3 protein-coding genes are annotated in these 17639 nt (G+C 72.2%); all 3 read left to right on the plus strand.

Going from position 1 to position 17639, the window contains the following annotated elements; genetic code table 11:
- Position 1: 1 nt before the first annotated feature.
- The 3 genes from ACH4U7_RS01995 (at position 2) to ACH4U7_RS02005 (ending at position 17507) form a co-directional block, all read left to right on the plus strand.
- On the plus strand, positions 2 to 5479 hold the full coding sequence (locus ACH4U7_RS01995) for an SDR family NAD(P)-dependent oxidoreductase (protein WP_398526082.1): 5478 nt from the start codon (positions 2 to 4) through the stop codon (positions 5477 to 5479).
- Between the two features lie 45 nt (positions 5480 to 5524).
- Positions 5525 to 16339, plus strand: a complete 10815-nt coding sequence (locus ACH4U7_RS02000; RefSeq protein WP_398526083.1) for a type I polyketide synthase — start codon at positions 5525 to 5527, stop codon at positions 16337 to 16339.
- A 112-nt stretch (positions 16340 to 16451) separates the two neighbouring features.
- Positions 16452 to 17507 (plus strand): DegT/DnrJ/EryC1/StrS family aminotransferase, encoded by a 1056-nt coding sequence (locus ACH4U7_RS02005; protein WP_398526084.1) that lies wholly within the window; start codon positions 16452 to 16454, stop codon positions 17505 to 17507.
- Positions 17508 to 17639: the final 132 nt, after the last annotated feature.

The following is a 17639-nucleotide window of genomic DNA, read 5'->3' on the forward strand; positions in this document are numbered from 1 at the left end:
CATGACCGACTCCGATGAGAAGCTGGTCAGTGCGCTTCGCCTGTCGCTGAAGGAGAACGAGCGCCTGCGGGTGCAGAACGCCAAGCTCTCCGGTGCGACGCGGGAGCCCGTGGCCATCGTGGCGATGAGCTGCCGCTACCCCGGCGACGTCACCTCGCCCGAGGAGCTGTGGCAGCTGGTGGCCGACGGCGTCGACGCGGTGTCGGACTTCCCGACCGACCGTGGCTGGGACATCGACGGCGGCTATGATCCGGAGCCGGGCAAGGCGGGGAAGTTCTACGCCCGCGAGGGCGGCTTTCTGCACGACGGCGGGGAGTTCGACCCGGCCCCGTTCGGTATCAGCCCCGTCGAGGCGCTGCACATGGACCCGCAGCAGCGGCTGCTGCTGGAGTGTTCATGGGAAGTGCTCGAGCGCGCCGGTATCGACCCGCTGTCCCTGAAGGGCGCCACCACCGGGGTGTTCACCGGGGCCATGCACCACGACTACGCACTCGGCCAGCCCGTCAGCACCACCTCGGGCGGCAGCCTGCTCAGCGGCGGCGTCTCGTACACCCTCGGGCTCGAAGGCCCCTCCGTCACGATTGACACCGCGTGTTCGTCCTCGTTGGCCGCCGTCCATCTGGCCTGCCAGGCGCTGCGCCGGGAGGAGTGCGGTCTCGCGCTCGCGGGCGGGGTCACGGTGATGGCGACCCCCCAGCTCTTCAAGGTCTTCTCCCAGCAGCGCGGACTGTCACCCGACGGCCGCTGCAAGTCCTTCTCGGACGCCGCCGACGGCACCGGCTGGGGCGAGGGCGCCGGGATGCTGCTCCTGGAGCGGCTGTCCGACGCGCGCCGCAACGGCCACCCGGTGCTCGCGGTGATCCGCGGCAGCGCCGTCAACCAGGACGGCCGCAGCAGCGGACAGACCGCGCCGAACGGCCCGGCGCAGCAGCGGCTGATCCGCCAGGCCCTCGCGAACGCGGGCCTGTCCGCCGCCGATGTCGACGCGGTGGAGGCACACGGCACCGGTACCACGCTGGGCGACCCCATCGAGGCCCAGGCGCTGCTCGCGACCTATGGGCGGGGCCGGGAAGGCCATCACCCGCTGTTGCTGGGCTCCATCAAGTCCAACATCGGGCACACCCAGGCGGCCGCCGGGGTCGCGGGCGTGATCAAGATGGTCATGGCCATGCGCCACGGCACCCTGCCCCGTACGCTGCACCTGGACGCGCCCTCCGCACAGGTCGACTGGTCGGCTGGGGCGGTGGAGCTGCTGACCGAACCGGTGGCGTGGCCGGAGACGGGACATCTGCGCCGCGCGGGCGTCTCCGCGTTCGGGGCCAGCGGCACCAATGTGCATGTGATCCTGGAGCAGAGCCCACCCGGCGAGGAACCCGAAAGCCCCGGTCCGGAGTGGTCCGGGGCGGTCCCCTGGGTGCTCTCCGGCAGGACACCGGAGGCGCTGCGCGCCCAGGCCGCCCGGCTGCTGGCCACCGTGACGGGGAACGACGGGCTCGCGCCCGCCGACATCGGGCTTTCGCTGGTCACCGGCCGGACCAGGTTCGAGCACCGTGCCGCCGTGGTCGGCCGGGACCGCGAGGAGTTCGTACAAGGACTCGCCGCGCTGGCCACCGGCACACCCGCCACCGGGGTGGTGACCGGGGCCGCCCGCGAGGCGCCGCGGGTCGTGTTCGTGTTCCCGGGCCAGGGCACCCAGTGGACCGGCATGGCGGCAGAACTGCTGGAGTCCAACACCGTCTTCCAGCAGACGATGCTCGCGTGCGAGAACGCGCTGTCGAAGGTCGTGGACTGGTCGCTGTCGGCTGTCCTCGACGACCAGGACGCGCTCGACCGGGTGGACGTGGTCCAGCCGGCGCTGTGGGCGGTGATGGTCTCGCTCGCCGCGGTATGGCGCTCCTGCGGCGTGGAGCCGGCCGCCGTGGTGGGCCACTCCCAGGGCGAGATCGCCGCCGCCTGCGTGGCGGGTGCGCTGTCGCTCGATGACGGGGCCCGGGTGGTGGCCCTGCGCAGCAGGATCATCGCCGAAGTACTGGCCGGTCAGGGCCGGATGATGTCGATCCCCGAGCCGCTGGAACAGGTCGAGCGGCGACTCGCGGGATCGGAGTCGGAGTTGAAGCCGGCAGGCGGCTTTGCGGACGCCGTGTCGATCGCGGCGGTGAACGGACCGTCGTCCGTGGTGGTCTCCGGTGAGGCCGGAGCGGTCGAGAAGTTGCACACCGCCCTGGTGGAGGAGGGTGTCCGCGCCCGGCTGATCGAGGTGGACTACGCCTCGCACTCCGCACAGGTGGAACAGATCGCCGACCGCCTGGCCGAGGCCCTTGCGCCGATCCGCCCCCGGCCCTCGGACATCCCCTTCTACTCCACCGTGGACGACGGCTGGCAGGACACGGAAGGACTGGACGCCGGGTACTGGTACCGCAATCTGCGCCAACCGGTGCGGTTCGAACCCGCGGTGCGGGCCTTGCTGGACAAGGGTTTCCGCGGGTTCGTCGAGATCAGCAGTCACCCTGTGCTGACGGTCGGCGTGCAGGAGTCCATCGAGCGTGCCGAGGTACGGGCGGTGGCCACCGGCTCGCTGCGCCGCGACGAAGGCGGCTGGGACCGGATGGTGCTCTCGCTGGCCACCGCGCATATGGGCGGGGTGGCCGTGGACTGGCCGGCGGTGTTCGCGGACACCGGTGCGCGCCGCGTGGACCTGCCCACGTACGCCTTCCAGCGGCAGCGGTACTGGCTCGACAGCGAGATCGGTGTGGGTGATCCGGTGTCGTTGGGGTTGGGTGTGGTGGGGCATCCGGTGTTGGGTGCGGTGGTGGTGTCGGCGGGTTCGGATGGGGTGGTGTTGACGGGTCGGTTGTCGCGGGAGGGGCAGGGGTGGGTGGTTGATCATGAGGTGTTGGGTGCGGTGTTGTTGCCGGGTACGGGGTTTGTGGAGTTGGTGGTGCGGGCTGGGGATGAGGTGGGTTGTGGGGTGGTTGAGGAGTTGATGTTGGGTGCTCCGTTGGTGGTGCCGGAGCGGGGTGGTGTGCAGGTGCAGGTGGTGGTGGGTGATGAGGGGGTTGGTGGTCGGCGTTCGGTGCGGGTGTTTTCGCGGGTGGATGAGGATGCGGGGTGGGTGTTGCATGCGGAGGCGACGGTGTTGCCGGGGTCGGTTGTCCCGGCCGCCGATCTCACACAATGGCCGCCCGCCCGAGCCACTGAGCTGGACGTCGACGGTGTCTACGGATTCCTCGACGGCGCCGGATACCACTACGGTCCGGCGTTTCAGGGGTTGCGGGCGGCGTGGCGGCGTGGTGACGAGGTGTTCGCCGAGGTGGTGTTGGACGAGTCGGCCCATGCGGACGCGCGCCGTTTCGGCCTGCACCCCGCGCTCCTGGACGCGGCCATGCATGTCAACAGCGTCGCCGCGGCGATGGGCGAGGACGGTCCGGTCGCGGACGACGGCGAGGGGCGCGGCGGAGTGCTGCTCCCGTTCGTCTGGAATCAGGTGTCGTTGCATGCGTCGGGTGCGACGCGGTTGCGGGTGCGGTTGACGCGTCCGGGGAAGGATGCGTTGGCGCTGGAGGTGGCTGATGAGGGTGGTCGGCCGGTGTTGTCGGTGGGGTCGATGGTGGGGCGTCCGGTGACGGCTGAGCAGTTGGGTTCGGCGGATGGCGCGGGGTTGTTGGAGGTGGAGTGGCGTCCGGTGGCGGTGGAGCCGGGCGGTGAGGTGGAGTGGGTCGGTTGGGATGTGGTGGCTGCTGAGGCCGAGGGTGCTGAGGCCGAGGGTGCTGAGTCCGAGGTGGTCGTGCTGGATTGCGGCGGTGTCGTAGGTGACGAGGTGCCGTTGGTGGTGCGGTCGGTGGTGGATCGGGTGTTGGGTGCGGTGCGGGGTGTGTTGGTGGGTGGTTCGCGGTTGGTGGTGGTGACGCGGGGTGGGGTTGCGGTGTCGTCGGGGGAGGGGGTGGTGGTGTCGCAGGCTCCGGTGTGGGGGTTGGTGCGTGCTGCGGAGGCGGAGAATCCGGGGCGTTTTGTGCTGCTGGATCTGGCGGAGGGTGAGGATGTGGCGGGGGTGCTGCCGTCGGTGGTGGCCGGCGGTGAACCCGAGGTGGCATGGCGTGACGGTCAGATGCTGGTGCCTCGGCTGACCCGCATGGCGCGGCCTGAGGCACCGGACGTTCCGTCGTTGGGCGGGGATGAGGGAACGGTACTGGTGACGGGAGGTACGGGCGGTCTCGGCGCGGTGGTGGCCCGTCATCTGGTGGTCGAGTACGGGGTGCGGCATCTGCTGCTTGTCTCCCGTCGGGGGCCGGCGGCTGAGGGCGCAGAGGCGTTGCGGGATGAGCTGGTGGAGTTGGGCGCGTCGGTCACCGTGGTGGGCTGTGATGTCGCGGACCGGGCGTCGGTGGAGAAGCTGCTGGCTTCCGTTCCCCGGGAGCGTCCGCTGACCGCCGTGATTCATGCGGCGGGTGTGGGTGACAGCGGGCTGGTCGGGTCGTTGACGGCTGAGCAGTGGGATGCGGTGCTGCGGCCGAAGGCGGATGCCGCCTGGCATCTGCATGAGCTGACGCACGATATGCCGCTGACCGCGTTTGTGTTGTTCTCGTCGATCGGTGGTTCGGTGGCGGCGGCGGGTCAGGCGAATTACGCGGCGGCGAATGTGTTCCTGGACGCTCTCGCCCAGCATCGGCACGAGGAGGGCCTGCCCGCCACCTCCGTGGCCTTCGGACTATGGTCGGACACCGGAATGGGCGGCCTGCTGAGCCAGGTGGACCGTGCCCGGCTGCTGCGCCAGGGGCTGCTGCCGCTGTCGGCTGCGGAGGGGTTGCGGGCGTTCGACGCCGCGCTGGCTTCCGGCGTGGCGACGGTGACGGCCTCACGGGTGGACACCGCTGCCCTGCGTACTCGTAGGGGCGAGATTCCCGCGCTGTTGCGCGGGTTGGTCCCGGCGTCGCGCAGGCTGAGCCGACAGGCCGCGGGCGGCGGTGACGCCGACGGCCTCAAGCGGCAGCTGTCCGGGCTGGACGCACAGGAGCGGCTGGATCTGCTGACCGATCTGGTACGCGGCCATGTCGCCGCCATTCTGGGCCACGGTTCCGCCGACGCGGTCGAGGCGGACCGTAACTTCAACGAGCTCGGATTCGACTCGCTGACCGCGGTGGAACTGCGCAACCAGCTCAACGCGGTGACCGGACTCCGGCTGCCCGCCACCTTGGTCTTCGACTACCCCACCGCGCAGGCCGCCGCGGGGTACATGGCGGCTCAGCTGTCCGATGACACCGAGACCATGGATCCGGCCCTGCGCGAGATCGACCGGCTGGAAGAGCTGCTGTTCTCGGTGTCCGACGACGAACGACGCCGCGCCGTGACCGTGCGGCTGCAATCCCTGCTGCTCAAGTGGACCGGTGGCGAGTCCGATTCGGCCTCGGTGGAATCCCGGCTCGGTGCGTCCTCGGCGGAAGAGATCTTCGCCTTCATCGACAACGAGCTGGACCTCCACTGAGCCGACGGCTGGCGACCATCTGACCGAATACGGGTGAAGGCTGCTATGGACGACGAAAAGCTCCTCGAATACCTCCGGAAGGTGACGACGGACCTGCACCAGACCCGTCAGCGGGTGCTCGCGCTGGAGACGGGCGAGCGGGAGCCGATCGCGATCGTCGGGATGAGCTGCCGCTATCCGGGCGGGGTGACGTCGCCGGAGGAGCTGTGGCGGTTGGTCGCCGAGGGCACCGACGCCATCTCGGCGTTTCCCACGGACCGCGGCCGGCCCTCCGGCTACCCGGTGGGGCGGGGATGGGACCTGTCGGAGCTGTACGATCCGGAGCCGGGCACGCCGGGCAAGTCGTATACGCGCTCGGGGGGTTTCCTCTACGACGCGGCCGACTTCGACCCGGGCTTCTTCGGGATCTCACCGCGCGAAGCCCTGCACATGGATCCGCAGCAGCGGCTGTTGCTGGAGACCTCGTGGGAAGCCGTCGAGCGGGCGGCGATCGACCCGGCCTCGCTGAAGGGCAGCCGGACCGGTGTCTTCATGGGGCTGATGTACCACGACTACGGCCTCGACGGGGCCTCGGGCTCCATCGCCTCCGGGCGGCTGTCGTACTTCTACGGGCTGGAGGGGCCGGCCGTCACCCTCGACACCGCGTGCTCGTCGTCGCTGGTCGCCCTGCACTGGGCGGTGCAGTCGCTGCGGACCGGCGAGTGTTCGCTGGCCCTGGCCGGCGGTGTCGCGGTGATGTCCACCCCCGGGGTGATCATCGACTTCAGCGCCCAGCGGGGACTGTCCGAGGACGGCCGGTGCAAGGCGTTCGCTGAGGCGGCGGACGGGACCGGGCTGTCGGAGGGGGTCGGCATCCTCGTACTGGAGCGGCTGTCCGACGCAGAGCGCAACGGCCACCAGGTGCTCGCGGTCATCCGCGGTACCGCGGTGAACCAGGACGGGGCGTCCAACGGCCTGACCGCGCCCAACGGCCCGGCCCAGCAGCGGGTCATCCGGGAAGCGCTCGACAACGCCCGGCTGACGACGTCGGATGTGGACGCGGTGGAGGCCCACGGCACCGGCACCACCCTCGGCGACCCCATCGAGGCACAGGCGATCCTCGCCACCTACGGTCAGGGCCGGGACGCCGACAGTCCGCTGTGGCTGGGGTCGATGAAGTCCAACATCGGACATTCCCAGGCCGCGGCGGGCGTGGCCGGTGTGATCAAGATGGTCATGGCGCTGCGCCACGGCACATTGCCCAGGACGCTGCACATCGATCGGCCGTCGTCCCATGTGGACTGGTCGGCGGGGGCGGTGGAGCTGCTGACCGACCCGGTCGAGTGGCCGGACCCCGGGCGGCCGCGCCGGGCGGGGGTGTCGTCGTTCGGTATGAGCGGCACCAACGCCCATGTCATCGTCGAACAGGCGCCACCGGCCGAGCAAGAGCCGGACCCGGGGACCCATGTCCCCCGCGTCGTACCGTGGCCGGTGTCGGCGAAGACCGAGGAGGCGCTGGACGGTCAGATCGAGCGCGTCGCCGCGCTCCTGGCGGACACCGGGCCCCGATCGGTGGACGTCGGTTTCTCGCTGGTGACGGGCCGTCCCGCCTTTGAACACCGTGCCGTACTGCTGGCCGGTCCGGACGGTGTGGCGCGGGCAGCCCGGGGCGTGGCGCGGCCGGGCGGCGGGCTCGGGTTGCTGTTCTCCGGCCAGGGCAGCCAGCGGGCGGGGATGGGCCGGGAGCTGTACGAGCGGTTCCCGGTGTTCGCGAAGGCTCTGGACGAGGTGTTCGGGCACCTCGACGGCCACCTGGACCGTCCGTTGCGTCAGGTGATGTTCGCGCCGGCCGGGTCGGCCGAGGCCGCGCTGCTGGACGAGACGGGGTGGGCGCAGCCCGCGCTGTTCGCTCTCGAAGTGGCGCTGTTCCGGCTGGTGGAGTCGTGGGGGGTGCGCCCCGACCACCTGGCGGGCCATTCGGTGGGCGAGGTGGCCGCCGCTCATGTGGCGGGCGTGTTGTCGCTCGCGGACGCGTGCGCGCTGGTGGCGGCGCGCGGCTGGCTGATGCAGGCGCTGCCCGCCGGTGGCGTGATGGTGTCCCTGCAGGCCACCGAGGAGGAGGTGATCCCGTATCTGGGCGAGCGCGTGTCGATCGCGGCGGTGAACGGCCCCCGTTCGGTCGTGATCTCCGGTGACGAGTCCGCGGTGTCCAAGGTCGCGGCGCGGTTCGCGGACGACGGGCGCAAGACCAAACGGCTGACGGTCAGCCATGCGTTTCACTCCCCGCTGATGGAGCCCATGCTGGAGGAGTTCCGGACCGTGGTGGCCGGGATGTCCTTCCAGGCACCGCGTATCCCACTCGTCTCCGATGTGACCGGCGCGCCCGCGCCGGCGGAACTGGTGTGTTCGCCCGAGTACTGGGTGCGGCATGTACGCGAGCCCGTCCGGTTCGCCGACGGGGTGGCCGCGATGGGCGCGGCCGGAGTGACCGCCTTCCTCGAAATCGGCCCCGACGGCGTGCTCTCCGCCATGGCGCAGGACAACCTGCCCGAGCGATCCGGCGACACGGTCGTGGTTCCGGCGCTGCGCCGGGGCCGGGACGAGGAGACCGCCCTGCTCACGGCGGTGGCCCGACTGCATGTCGCCGGGGTGGCGGTGGACTGGCCGGCCTTCTTCGCGGACACCGGGGCACACCGGGTCGAGTTGCCCACCTACGCCTTCCAGCGCGAGCGCTTCTGGCCCGAGGCGGCCGGGGAGGAGGAGGCGGACATCCGGAGCACGGTCCATGCGGACCCGGCCGACGCGGAGTTCTGGACCGCGGTGGAGCGGGAGGACGTCGAGTCCCTGGCGTCGAGCCTGCGCGTCGACGGCGCCGCGCTGAGCCCCGTGGTACCCGCCCTGTCGTCATGGCGACGGCAGCGACGGGAGCGGTCGCTGGTCGACGGCTGGCGCTATCGGGTGGTGTGGACGCCGCTGGCCGATACGGCGGTGGAGGCCGCCCCCGGGACCTGGCTGGCGGTGGTGCCGGCGGGGTACGCCGAGGACGCGTGGGTGACCTCGGTACTCGCGGCCCTTGGGACCGGTGCCGTCCTCCTCGAAGTCGACGAGCCCGGAGCCGGTGAGGCGGACCGTACGGCCTTGGCCGGGCGGCTGGCCCAGTTGGCCACAGCCACAGCCACAGCCACAGCCACGTCCACGGACGGGGCGGGCTTCGCGGGGGTGCTGTCACTGCTGGCGCTGGGCGAGTCGCCGGTCGCCGAGCATCCCGCCGTGCCCGTCGGCCTGGCACAGACCGTGGCCCTGGTGCAGGCCCTCGGCGACGCCGGGATCGAGGCGCCGCTGTGGTGTGTGACCCGGGGCGCGGTGTCGATCGGCCGCTCGGACCGGGTGGCGAGCCCCGTTCACGCCCAGGTGTGGGGCTTCGGCCGGGTGGCCGCGCTGGAGCATCCGCGGCGCTGGGGCGGTCTGGTCGACCTGCCCGAGGACGTCGACCGGCGGGCCGCCCGGCGGCTGGCCGGGGTGCTGGCCGCCGGGCCCGTCGGCGATGGCATGGGCGGCGGCAACGGCGAGGACCAGGTGGCGATCCGGCCGTCCGGTCTGTTCGGCCGCAGGCTGGCATCCGGCCGTACGGAGCGCGAGGAGCGCGGCTTCTCCGCGACGGGAACGGTGCTGGTGACCGGCGGCACCGGGGCGCTGGGCGCGGAAGTGGCGCGCTGGCTGGCCCGCAGCGGAGCCGAGCGGCTGGTGCTGACGAGCCGCCGCGGACCGGATGCGCCGGGCGCGGCCCGGCTGGCGGCGGAGCTGGGCGAGTCGGGCTGCCAGGTCTCGATCGTGGCCTGTGATGTGGCGGACCGCCCGGCGCTGGCCGCCGTGCTGGCCGACATCCCCGCCGACACCCCGCTGACCGGCGTCGTCCACACGGCCGGCGTCGGCAGGTCGGTCCCGGTGGGAGAGATGGGGCCTGCGGATGTCGCCGACATCGTGTCCGCCAAGGTGGCGGGCGCGGCCAACCTCGACGCGCTGCTCGGCGACCGTCCGCTGGACCTGTTCGTGCTGTTCTCCTCGATCGCCGGGGTGTGGGGCAGCGGTGGGCAGAGCGCGTACGGAGCGGCCAACGCGTATCTGGACGCCCTGGCCGAGGCCAGGCGGGCGCGCGGCGCCACGGCCACGTCGGTGGCCTGGGGCGCCTGGGCCGGGGCCGGAATGGCCACCGAGGACGCGATGTCCGAGTATCTGCTTCGGCGCGGGCTCGGCCTCCTCACCCCCGATCTGGCCATCAGCGCGCTGCGGGACGCGGTGACCCGGCAGGACGCGGCCGTGACCGTGGCCGACATCGACTGGGAGCGCTTCGCCCCCGCCTTCCTGTCGGCCCGGCCCAGTCCCCTGCTGTCCGGGCTCCCCGAGGTCCGGCGCGTCCTCGAGCGGGCCCGGGCGGCACGGCAGGGGGAGCGGTCGGCGGTCGCCGCGTTCCGGGAGCGGCTGGAGAGCCTGCCGGACGCCGGGCGCGCCGAGTTGCTGCTCGGCCTGGTCCGCGATCAGGCCGCGGCGGTGCTCGGACACGCCGACGCGGACGCGATCGGCGCCGACCGCGCGTTCAGGGAGCTCGGGTTCGACTCCTTGACCGCGGTGGAGCTGCGTAATGTGCTGGACGCCGTCACCGGCCTGAGCCTGCCGTCCACCCTCGTCTTCGACTACCCCACCCCGCTCCTCCTCACGGACTTTCTGCTCACCGAGCTGTTCGGCGACGGCGACGGCGACGGGGACGGCGACGGGGACGAAGTGGCGGTGCCCGCCATGGCCGCCGGCCGTCACCGGGTGGATCTACGCGACACCGACGACGACCCGATCGTGATCGTGGGCATGGGCTGCCGCTACCCCGGTGACGTCGCCTCGCCCGAGGACCTGTGGCGGCTCGTGGCCGACGGCCGGGACGCGATGTCCCCGTTCCCCGCCGACCGCGGCTGGCCGCTGGAGGGGGATTACGTGCGGGAGGGCGGATTCCTCTCCGCCGCGGGCCACTTCGACGCGGGCTTCTTCGGCATCTCCCCGCGCGAGGCACTGGCCACCGATCCGCAGCAGCGCCTGCTGCTGGAGGTCGCCTGGGAGGCCCTGGAGCGGGCGGGCATCGACCCGGCCGGTCTGCGCGGCAGCGACACGGGCGTGTTCATCGGCGCCGCCGGGAGCGGCTACACCCCGCCCCCGGAGCTCCAGGGCCGCTATCTCACCGGCGAGGCCACCAGCGTGATCTCCGGTCGGCTGGCGTACACCTTCGGCCTGGAGGGCCCCGCGGTGACGGTGGACACGGCCTGCTCGGCGTCGCTGGTGGCGCTGCACTGGGCCGCTCGGGCGCTGCGCTCGGGCGAGTGCTCCCTGGCGCTGGCCGGTGGCGTGGCGGTGATGGCCAACCCCGGGCCGTTCCTGGCCTTCAACGCACAGGGCGGGCTGGCCGCCGACGGCCGCTGCAAGGCGTTCTCGGAGTCCGCGGACGGCACCGGCTGGGCCGAGGGCGCGGGTCTTGTCGCCCTCGAGCGGCTGTCGGACGCCCGGCGCAACGGGCATGAGGTGGTGGCCGTCCTACGCGGCTCGGCCGTCAACCAGGACGGCGCGTCGAACGGCCTGACGGCTCCCAACGGCCCGTCCCAGCAGCGGGTGATCCGCCAGGCCCTGGCTGACGCCGGCCTGGCGGCCGCGGATGTGGACGCCGTGGAGGGGCACGGCACCGGAACGCCCCTGGGCGACCCGATCGAGGCCCAGGCGCTGCTCGCGACGTACGGCCGTCGGCCCGCCGAGGCGGCGCCGCTGTGGCTGGGGTCGGTCAAGTCCAACATCGGCCACGCCCAGGCGGCCGCCGGTATCGCCGGGGTCATCAAGATGGCGATGGCGCTACGGCACGGGGCGCTGCCCAGGACGCTGCACGTGGACGCGCCGTCCTCGCACGTCGACTGGTCGGCGGGGGCGGTGCGGCTGCTCACCGAACCGGTGCCCTGGCCGACGGGCGACAAGGCCCGCCGGGCGGGCATCTCGTCGTTCGGGATCAGCGGCACCAACGCGCATGTGATCCTCGAAGAGGCACCGACACCTGCACCGGCACCTGCCCCGGCCCCGGAGCGCGGACCCGGCGACGTCAGCGCGCCGTTCGACCGGCCGGCGCCCTTGTTCGTCTCCGGAGCCACCGAGGAGGCGCTGCGCGCCCAGACCGAACGGCTGTTGGCACACCTGGACCACCACCCCGGCCTCCGGCCGCTGGACGTGGCGTATTCGCTGGCGACGAGCCGTTCCGCGCTCGACCACCGAGTGGCGCTGCTGGCCACCGACGACGGAGTCGTGGAGCTGGCCCGGGGCGCGGCCGGTGGCGGTCGCAAGACGGCGTTCCTGTTCGCGGGCCAGGGCTCACAGCGACCCGGTATGGGCCGGGAGCTGTACGACCGCTTCCCGGAGTTCGCACGGGCCCTGGACGCGGTGTTCGCGCATCTGGACACCCTGCTGGACCGGCCGCTGCGGGATGTGGTGTTCGCCGAGCCGGACACCCCCGAGGCCGCCGAGCTCGACCGGACCGAATACACCCAGCCCGCGCTCTTCGCCCTCGAGGTCGCGCTGTTCCGGCTGCTGGAGTCCTGGGGCGTCACCCCGGACCAGGTGGCGGGCCACTCGATCGGCGAGATCGCGGCCGCCCACGTCGCGGATGTGCTGTCCCTCGCCGACGCGTGCGCGCTGGTGGCGGCGCGCGGCCGGCTGATGCAGGCGCTGCCCGCCGGCGGCGCGATGGTGTCGCTGCAGGCCACCGAGGAGGAAGTGACACCGCTGCTGGCCGACCGCACCGACCGGGTGTCCCTCGCCGCCGTCAACGGTCCGCGCTCGGTGGTGATCGCAGGGGCCGAGGACGCGGTGCTGGAACTCGCCGCCCGCTTCACCGCCGACGGCCGCAAGACCCGGCGGCTGACGGTCAGCCACGCCTTCCACTCGCCGCTCATGGAGCCGATGCTGGAGGACTTCCGACGGGTCGCCGAAACCCTTACGTACCAGGCCCCGCGGATCCCGCTGGTGTCCACCCTGACCGGCCACCCGGCCACGGCGGAGGAGATCGGCTCGCCCGACCACTGGGTGCGGCACGCACAGGAGGCGGTACGGTTCGACGACGCCGTGCGCCGACTGGGCGACCAGGGCGTGGACACCTTCGTCGAGATCGGTCCGGACGCGGTCCTGTCCGCGCTGACCCGGGACATCCTCGGCGAACGGGCCCCGGAGGCGGCCGTGGTGCCCCTGTGCCGCAAGGACCGCGGTGAGGAGGCCTCGGTCGTCGCGGCCCTGGCCGGACTGTATGTCGCCGGCGCCGGGGTGCGGTGGGAGGCGTTCTTCGCGGGCAGCGGCGCGCGCCGCGTGGAGCTGCCGACGTACGCCTTCCAGCGCGAGCGTTACTGGTCGGCGGCGCTCCCCGCGGCCCACGACGCCTCCGGCCTGGGCCTGGCGCCCGCCCGGCACCCTCTGCTCGGCGCCGAGGTGGAACTCGCGGGCTCCCAAGGTGTCCTCTTCACCGGCCGCCTGTCGGTGGGCTCCCACCCGTGGCTGGCCGACCATGTGGTGGGCGGCACGGCGCTCTTCCCGGGTACGGGCTTCCTGGAGCTCGCGACCCGCGCGGGCGACCAGGTCGGCTGCTCCCGAGTGGAGGAGCTCACCCTCGCCGAGCCGCTGGCCCTGGGTGAGCGGGACACGGCGGTCGTACAGCTGTGGGCGGGCGCACCCGACGCGTCGGGCCGCCGGGAGCTGAGCCTGTACTCACGCCCCGCCGACGCGCCCGACCACCCGTGGACCCGGCATGCCACGGGCACCCTGGCCCCGGGCGAGCCGCACGACATGCCGTACGACACACCCGGCGCGCCGGAGGGCGCGGCCTGGCCTCCGCCGGGTGCCGAGCCCGTCGACGTCGACGGCTTCTACGAGCGCACCGCCGCGGACGGATTCGCATACGGGCCGGTCTTCCAGGGGCTGCGGGCGGTGTGGCGGCGCGGTGGCGAGGTGTTCGCGGAGGCCGCCCTGCCGGAGGAGGCGCGGGACGCGGCCTCGTTCGGGCTGCATCCGGCGCTGCTGGACGCCGCCTTGCACGCGGTGTCCTTCGTGGACCTGGGAGCGGGCGGGGGCGGCCGGCTGCCGTTCTCCTGGAACGGAGTGTCGCTGCACGCCGGCGGCGCCTCCATGCTGCGCGTCCGGCTCGCCCAGGTCGGCACCGACGCGGTTGCGCTGACGGCGACCGATCCGGCCGGAGCCCCGGTGCTCTCGGTGGACTCGCTGGTGCTGCGCCTGGTGTCGCCGGACGCCATGGCCCAGGACGGCGGCGCGGTGGCGCGCGACGCCCTGTTCCGCCTGGACTGGATTCCCGCCCAACGCGGTGAGGGCGGCGCGGCGGCGGACGGCGCTGCGGACGTCGTCGAGCTGACGGACACCACGGCGACGGGACTGGCGGCGCTGGCGGCGCTGGAGTCGGTGCCGGACGCGGTGTCGGTGGCCATCGGATCGCCGGAGTCCACGGACGTGGCCGAGGTCCACCGAACCATCGCGCAGGTGCTCGAATTGGTCCAGACGTGGCTGACCGAGGAGCGGTTCGCCCACTCTCGGCTGGTGTTCGTGACTCGGGGCGCGGTCGCCGCCGACGACGACGGCGGACCCGTGGCGGACCTCGCCGCCGCGGCGGCATGGGGGCTGGTGCGCTCGGCCCAGACGGAGAACCCCGGCCGGTTCGTGCTGCTCGATCTCGGCGCGGAAGACGGCACACCGTCGGAGGACCACGGCGTGCTCGCCGCCCACCTGCCCGCTCTGCTGGCGTCGGGTGAGCCGCAGGCCGTCGTACGGGACGGCGCGCTGCGCGTCGGACGCCTTGCCCGGCTGGCCCCGGACGAGGACGCCACCCAGCCGTGGGACGGCACGGGGACCGTACTGATCACGGGCGGGACCGGCGGTCTGGGCGGCGAACTGGCCCGCCATCTGGTGACCGGACACGGAGTGCGCCGACTGCTGCTGACGAGCCGCCGTGGGCTGGATGCTCCGGGTGCGGCCGAGCTGCGGACGGAGTTGGTGGAGCTGGGCGCCGAGGTGTCGGTGGTGGCGTGTGATGTGGCCGACCGGGACGCGGTGGCGGGTGTGCTGGCGTCGATTCCGGCGGAGCATCCGCTGACGGCGGTGGTGCATGCGGCGGGTGTGCTGGACGACGGTGTGGTGGGGGCGCTGACGCCGGAGCGGCTGAGTACCGTACTGCGTCCCAAGGTGGATGCGGCGTGGCATCTGCATGAGCTGACGCGCGACCTGGACCTGGCCGCCTTCGTGATGTTCTCCTCCCTGGCCGGAGTCAGCGGCGCGGCCGGACAGGGCAACTACGCGGCGGCGAACGCCTTCCTGGACGCCCTGGCCGCGCACCGCGCCGCACACGGCCAGGCCGCGACCTCCCTGGCCTGGGGCGCATGGGAGCAGAGCGCCGGGATGACCGCGACCCTGGACGGGGCCGAGCTGCGGCGCAGCGCGCGGACGGGTCTGCCACCGCTGTCCGTGGCCCAGGGCCTGGCCCTGTTCGACGCCGCGGTTCCGCTGCGCCACGCCAACCCGGTGCCGGTGCGGATGAACATGGCGACCCTGCGCGCCCACGCCGACCAACTGCCGCCGCTGATGCGCGCCCTGGTGCCACCGGCCCGCCGTACCGCCACCGCCGCCACCCTGGACGGCACCGGTCCGGACTGGCTGCGCAGGCGCCTCGCCGGGCTCACCGAGGACCAGCAGGACACCGCGGTGGAGGAGCTGATACGTGGCTACGCGGCCACCCTGCTGGGCCACGGCGAGGCCTCGGCCGTCCACCCCGAACGCGACTTCCTGGAGCTGGGATTCGACTCGCTCAGCGCGATCGAGCTGCGCAACAAGCTCACCGCACTGACCGGGCTGCGACTGTCCCCGATGCTGGTGTTCGACAAGAAGACCCCCGCCGAACTCGCCCGCTGGGTACGGCGCGAGTTCGCCGGCCCCGGCGGAACCGGTCCGCAGTCGGCCTCGCGGGAGGGGACGGCCGGGGAACAGGACACCGTCAGCAGGATGTTCCGTACCGCGGTCGTCGAGGACAAGGTGGGCGACGGATTCCATATGCTGCAGGCGATCGCCAAAATCCGGCCCACCTACGACCAGCCGGACGACCCCCGGCATATGGCCCGCCCGGTGTCCCTCGCCGACGGGCCCGCCACGCCCCGCCTGATCTGCCTCAGCTCGACCGTCGTCAACGGCGGTGTGCACCAGTACGCCCGGCTGGCCGCCCACTTCCGTGGCAGCCGGCCGGTCTCGGCGATCCCGCTGCCCGGTTACGGCGCGGGGGAGAGCCTGCCCGCCACGGCCGAGGTCGCCCTCCGCACCCTGGTGGCGAGCATCGAGCAGGCCGCCGACCACGACCCCTACGTCCTGGTCGGCCACTCCTCGGCGGGCGCGCTCGCCTACTCCGTCACCGGCCATCTCGAGCGGACCGGCGGACGCCTCCCGGAGTCGGTCGTCATGATGGACACCTTCCGCCCCACCGGTGTGGAGTCACAGGGCAGCCTGGTCGGCGGGTTGCTGGACCAGATCTTCCGGAGCGAGTCGGAGTTCGGGGAGTTCCACAGCGCGCGGCTGTCCGGCATGGCCCACTGGTTCGAGATCGCCGCACACCTGGAGTACGACCCGGTGCCGGTGCCGGTCCTGTTCCTCCAGTGCGCGGAGGGGTTCCCCGGCGCCGAGCCGGAGTTCGACCGCTGGCGAAGCTCCCCGCTCGACCCCTCGCACACCGTACGGCCGATGGCGGCCAATCACTTCTCGGTGATCGAGGAAAAGGCGGCGGACACCGCGCGTGCGATCGAGGAATGGCTCGTTCCAGGGCGGTGACCGGACCCCGCACCGAAGGGCTCTGGTACTTCCCTTAGAGATTCTGCATTGGGTCGCGGATAGAGTGGCATAAGGGCAGCGCCCATGGCCACACGGCTGAATGAGGAATGGCATGACCTTCACATACCAGGCCGCGAAACCATATCTGGTGGGCGCGGAATTGAAGTACGTCACCGAGGCGATCGCCTCCGGGTGGATATCGGCCGCGGGGCCCTATGTCCGGCAGTTCGAGAGCGAATTCGCGCGCTACAACGGAGTGGCGCACGGAGTGTCCTGCTCCTCGGGTACGGCCGCGCTCACCCTGGCGCTGCGCGCCCTGGGTGTGGGCCCCGGCGACGAGGTGCTGGTCCCCGAGTTCACGTTCGTCGCGTCCGCGTGGGCGGTCACCTACACGGGCGCGACGCCCGTCTTCGTCGACTGCGGCGACGACCTGAACATCGACGCGGCGCTCATCGAGTCCAAGATCACGCCGCGTACCAAGGTCATCATGCCCGTCCATGTGCACGGGCGCCGCTGCGATATGGACGTGATCATGCGGATCGCGTTCGAGTACAACCTGCGGGTGATCGAGGATTCCGCCGAGGCGCACGGCATCCGGCCGGTCGCCGACGTGGCGTGCTTCTCCCTTTTCGCCAATAAAATCATCACTTCCGGTGAGGGCGGCATCTGCCTGACCGACGACGGCAGGCTCGCCGAGCAGATGGCGCATCTGCGTGGCATGGCCATCGGTCCCGAGCACGACTTCCTGCACAAGAAACTGGCCTACAACTTCCGTATGACCAATTTGCAGGCCGCGGTCGCTCTCGGCCAGCTGGAGAAGATCGACGAATTCCTCGACCGGCGCAGGAAGATCGAGGCATATTACGACGCCGGACTCGGGGAAATCAAGGAAATCACCCGCATGCCGCCGCGGGATGTGCTGTGGATGTACGACGTGCTGGCCGAGCGCCGCGATGAACTGTGCGCGTTTTTGGCCGAGGAGTCGATCGAGACCAGGCGGTTCTTTCAGCCGATGAGCAAGCAACCCCTCTACTTCGATCCGGACTGGGCCTCTTTGAACGCCAGCCGCTTCACCGCGGATGGCCTCTGTCTGCCCACCCACACCGGACTGACCGAGGCGGACCAGGACTACATCATCGGCAAGGTCGCGGAGTTCTACGGGCGTTGACCCGGGCTGCCGGGTGTGTTGGGCCGGCACGGGGCCGGACGAGACAACTTGTGTGTGGGGAGCGGAGCGTTGAGTCCATCCGAGTCCAGTCCTGCCGACCGGCCCGGTACACACCGGGAAAGTGCCATCGCC

It is taken from the genome of Streptomyces sp. NPDC020845 (assembly GCF_044334165.1).
Classification (GTDB): Bacteria; Actinomycetota; Actinomycetes; order Streptomycetales; family Streptomycetaceae; genus Streptomyces.

Bases quoted from the DNA above. Each gene is read 5' to 3' on its own strand.
- ACH4U7_RS02005 (WP_398526084.1), top strand. From the start codon at position 16,452: ATGACCTTCACATACCAGGCCGCGAAACCATATCTGGTGGGCGCGGAA.
- ACH4U7_RS01995 (WP_398526082.1), top strand. From the start codon at position 2: ATGACCGACTCCGATGAGAAGCTGGTCAGTGCGCTTCGCCTGTCGCTG.
- ACH4U7_RS02000 (WP_398526083.1), top strand. From the start codon at position 5,525: ATGGACGACGAAAAGCTCCTCGAATACCTCCGGAAGGTGACGACGGAC.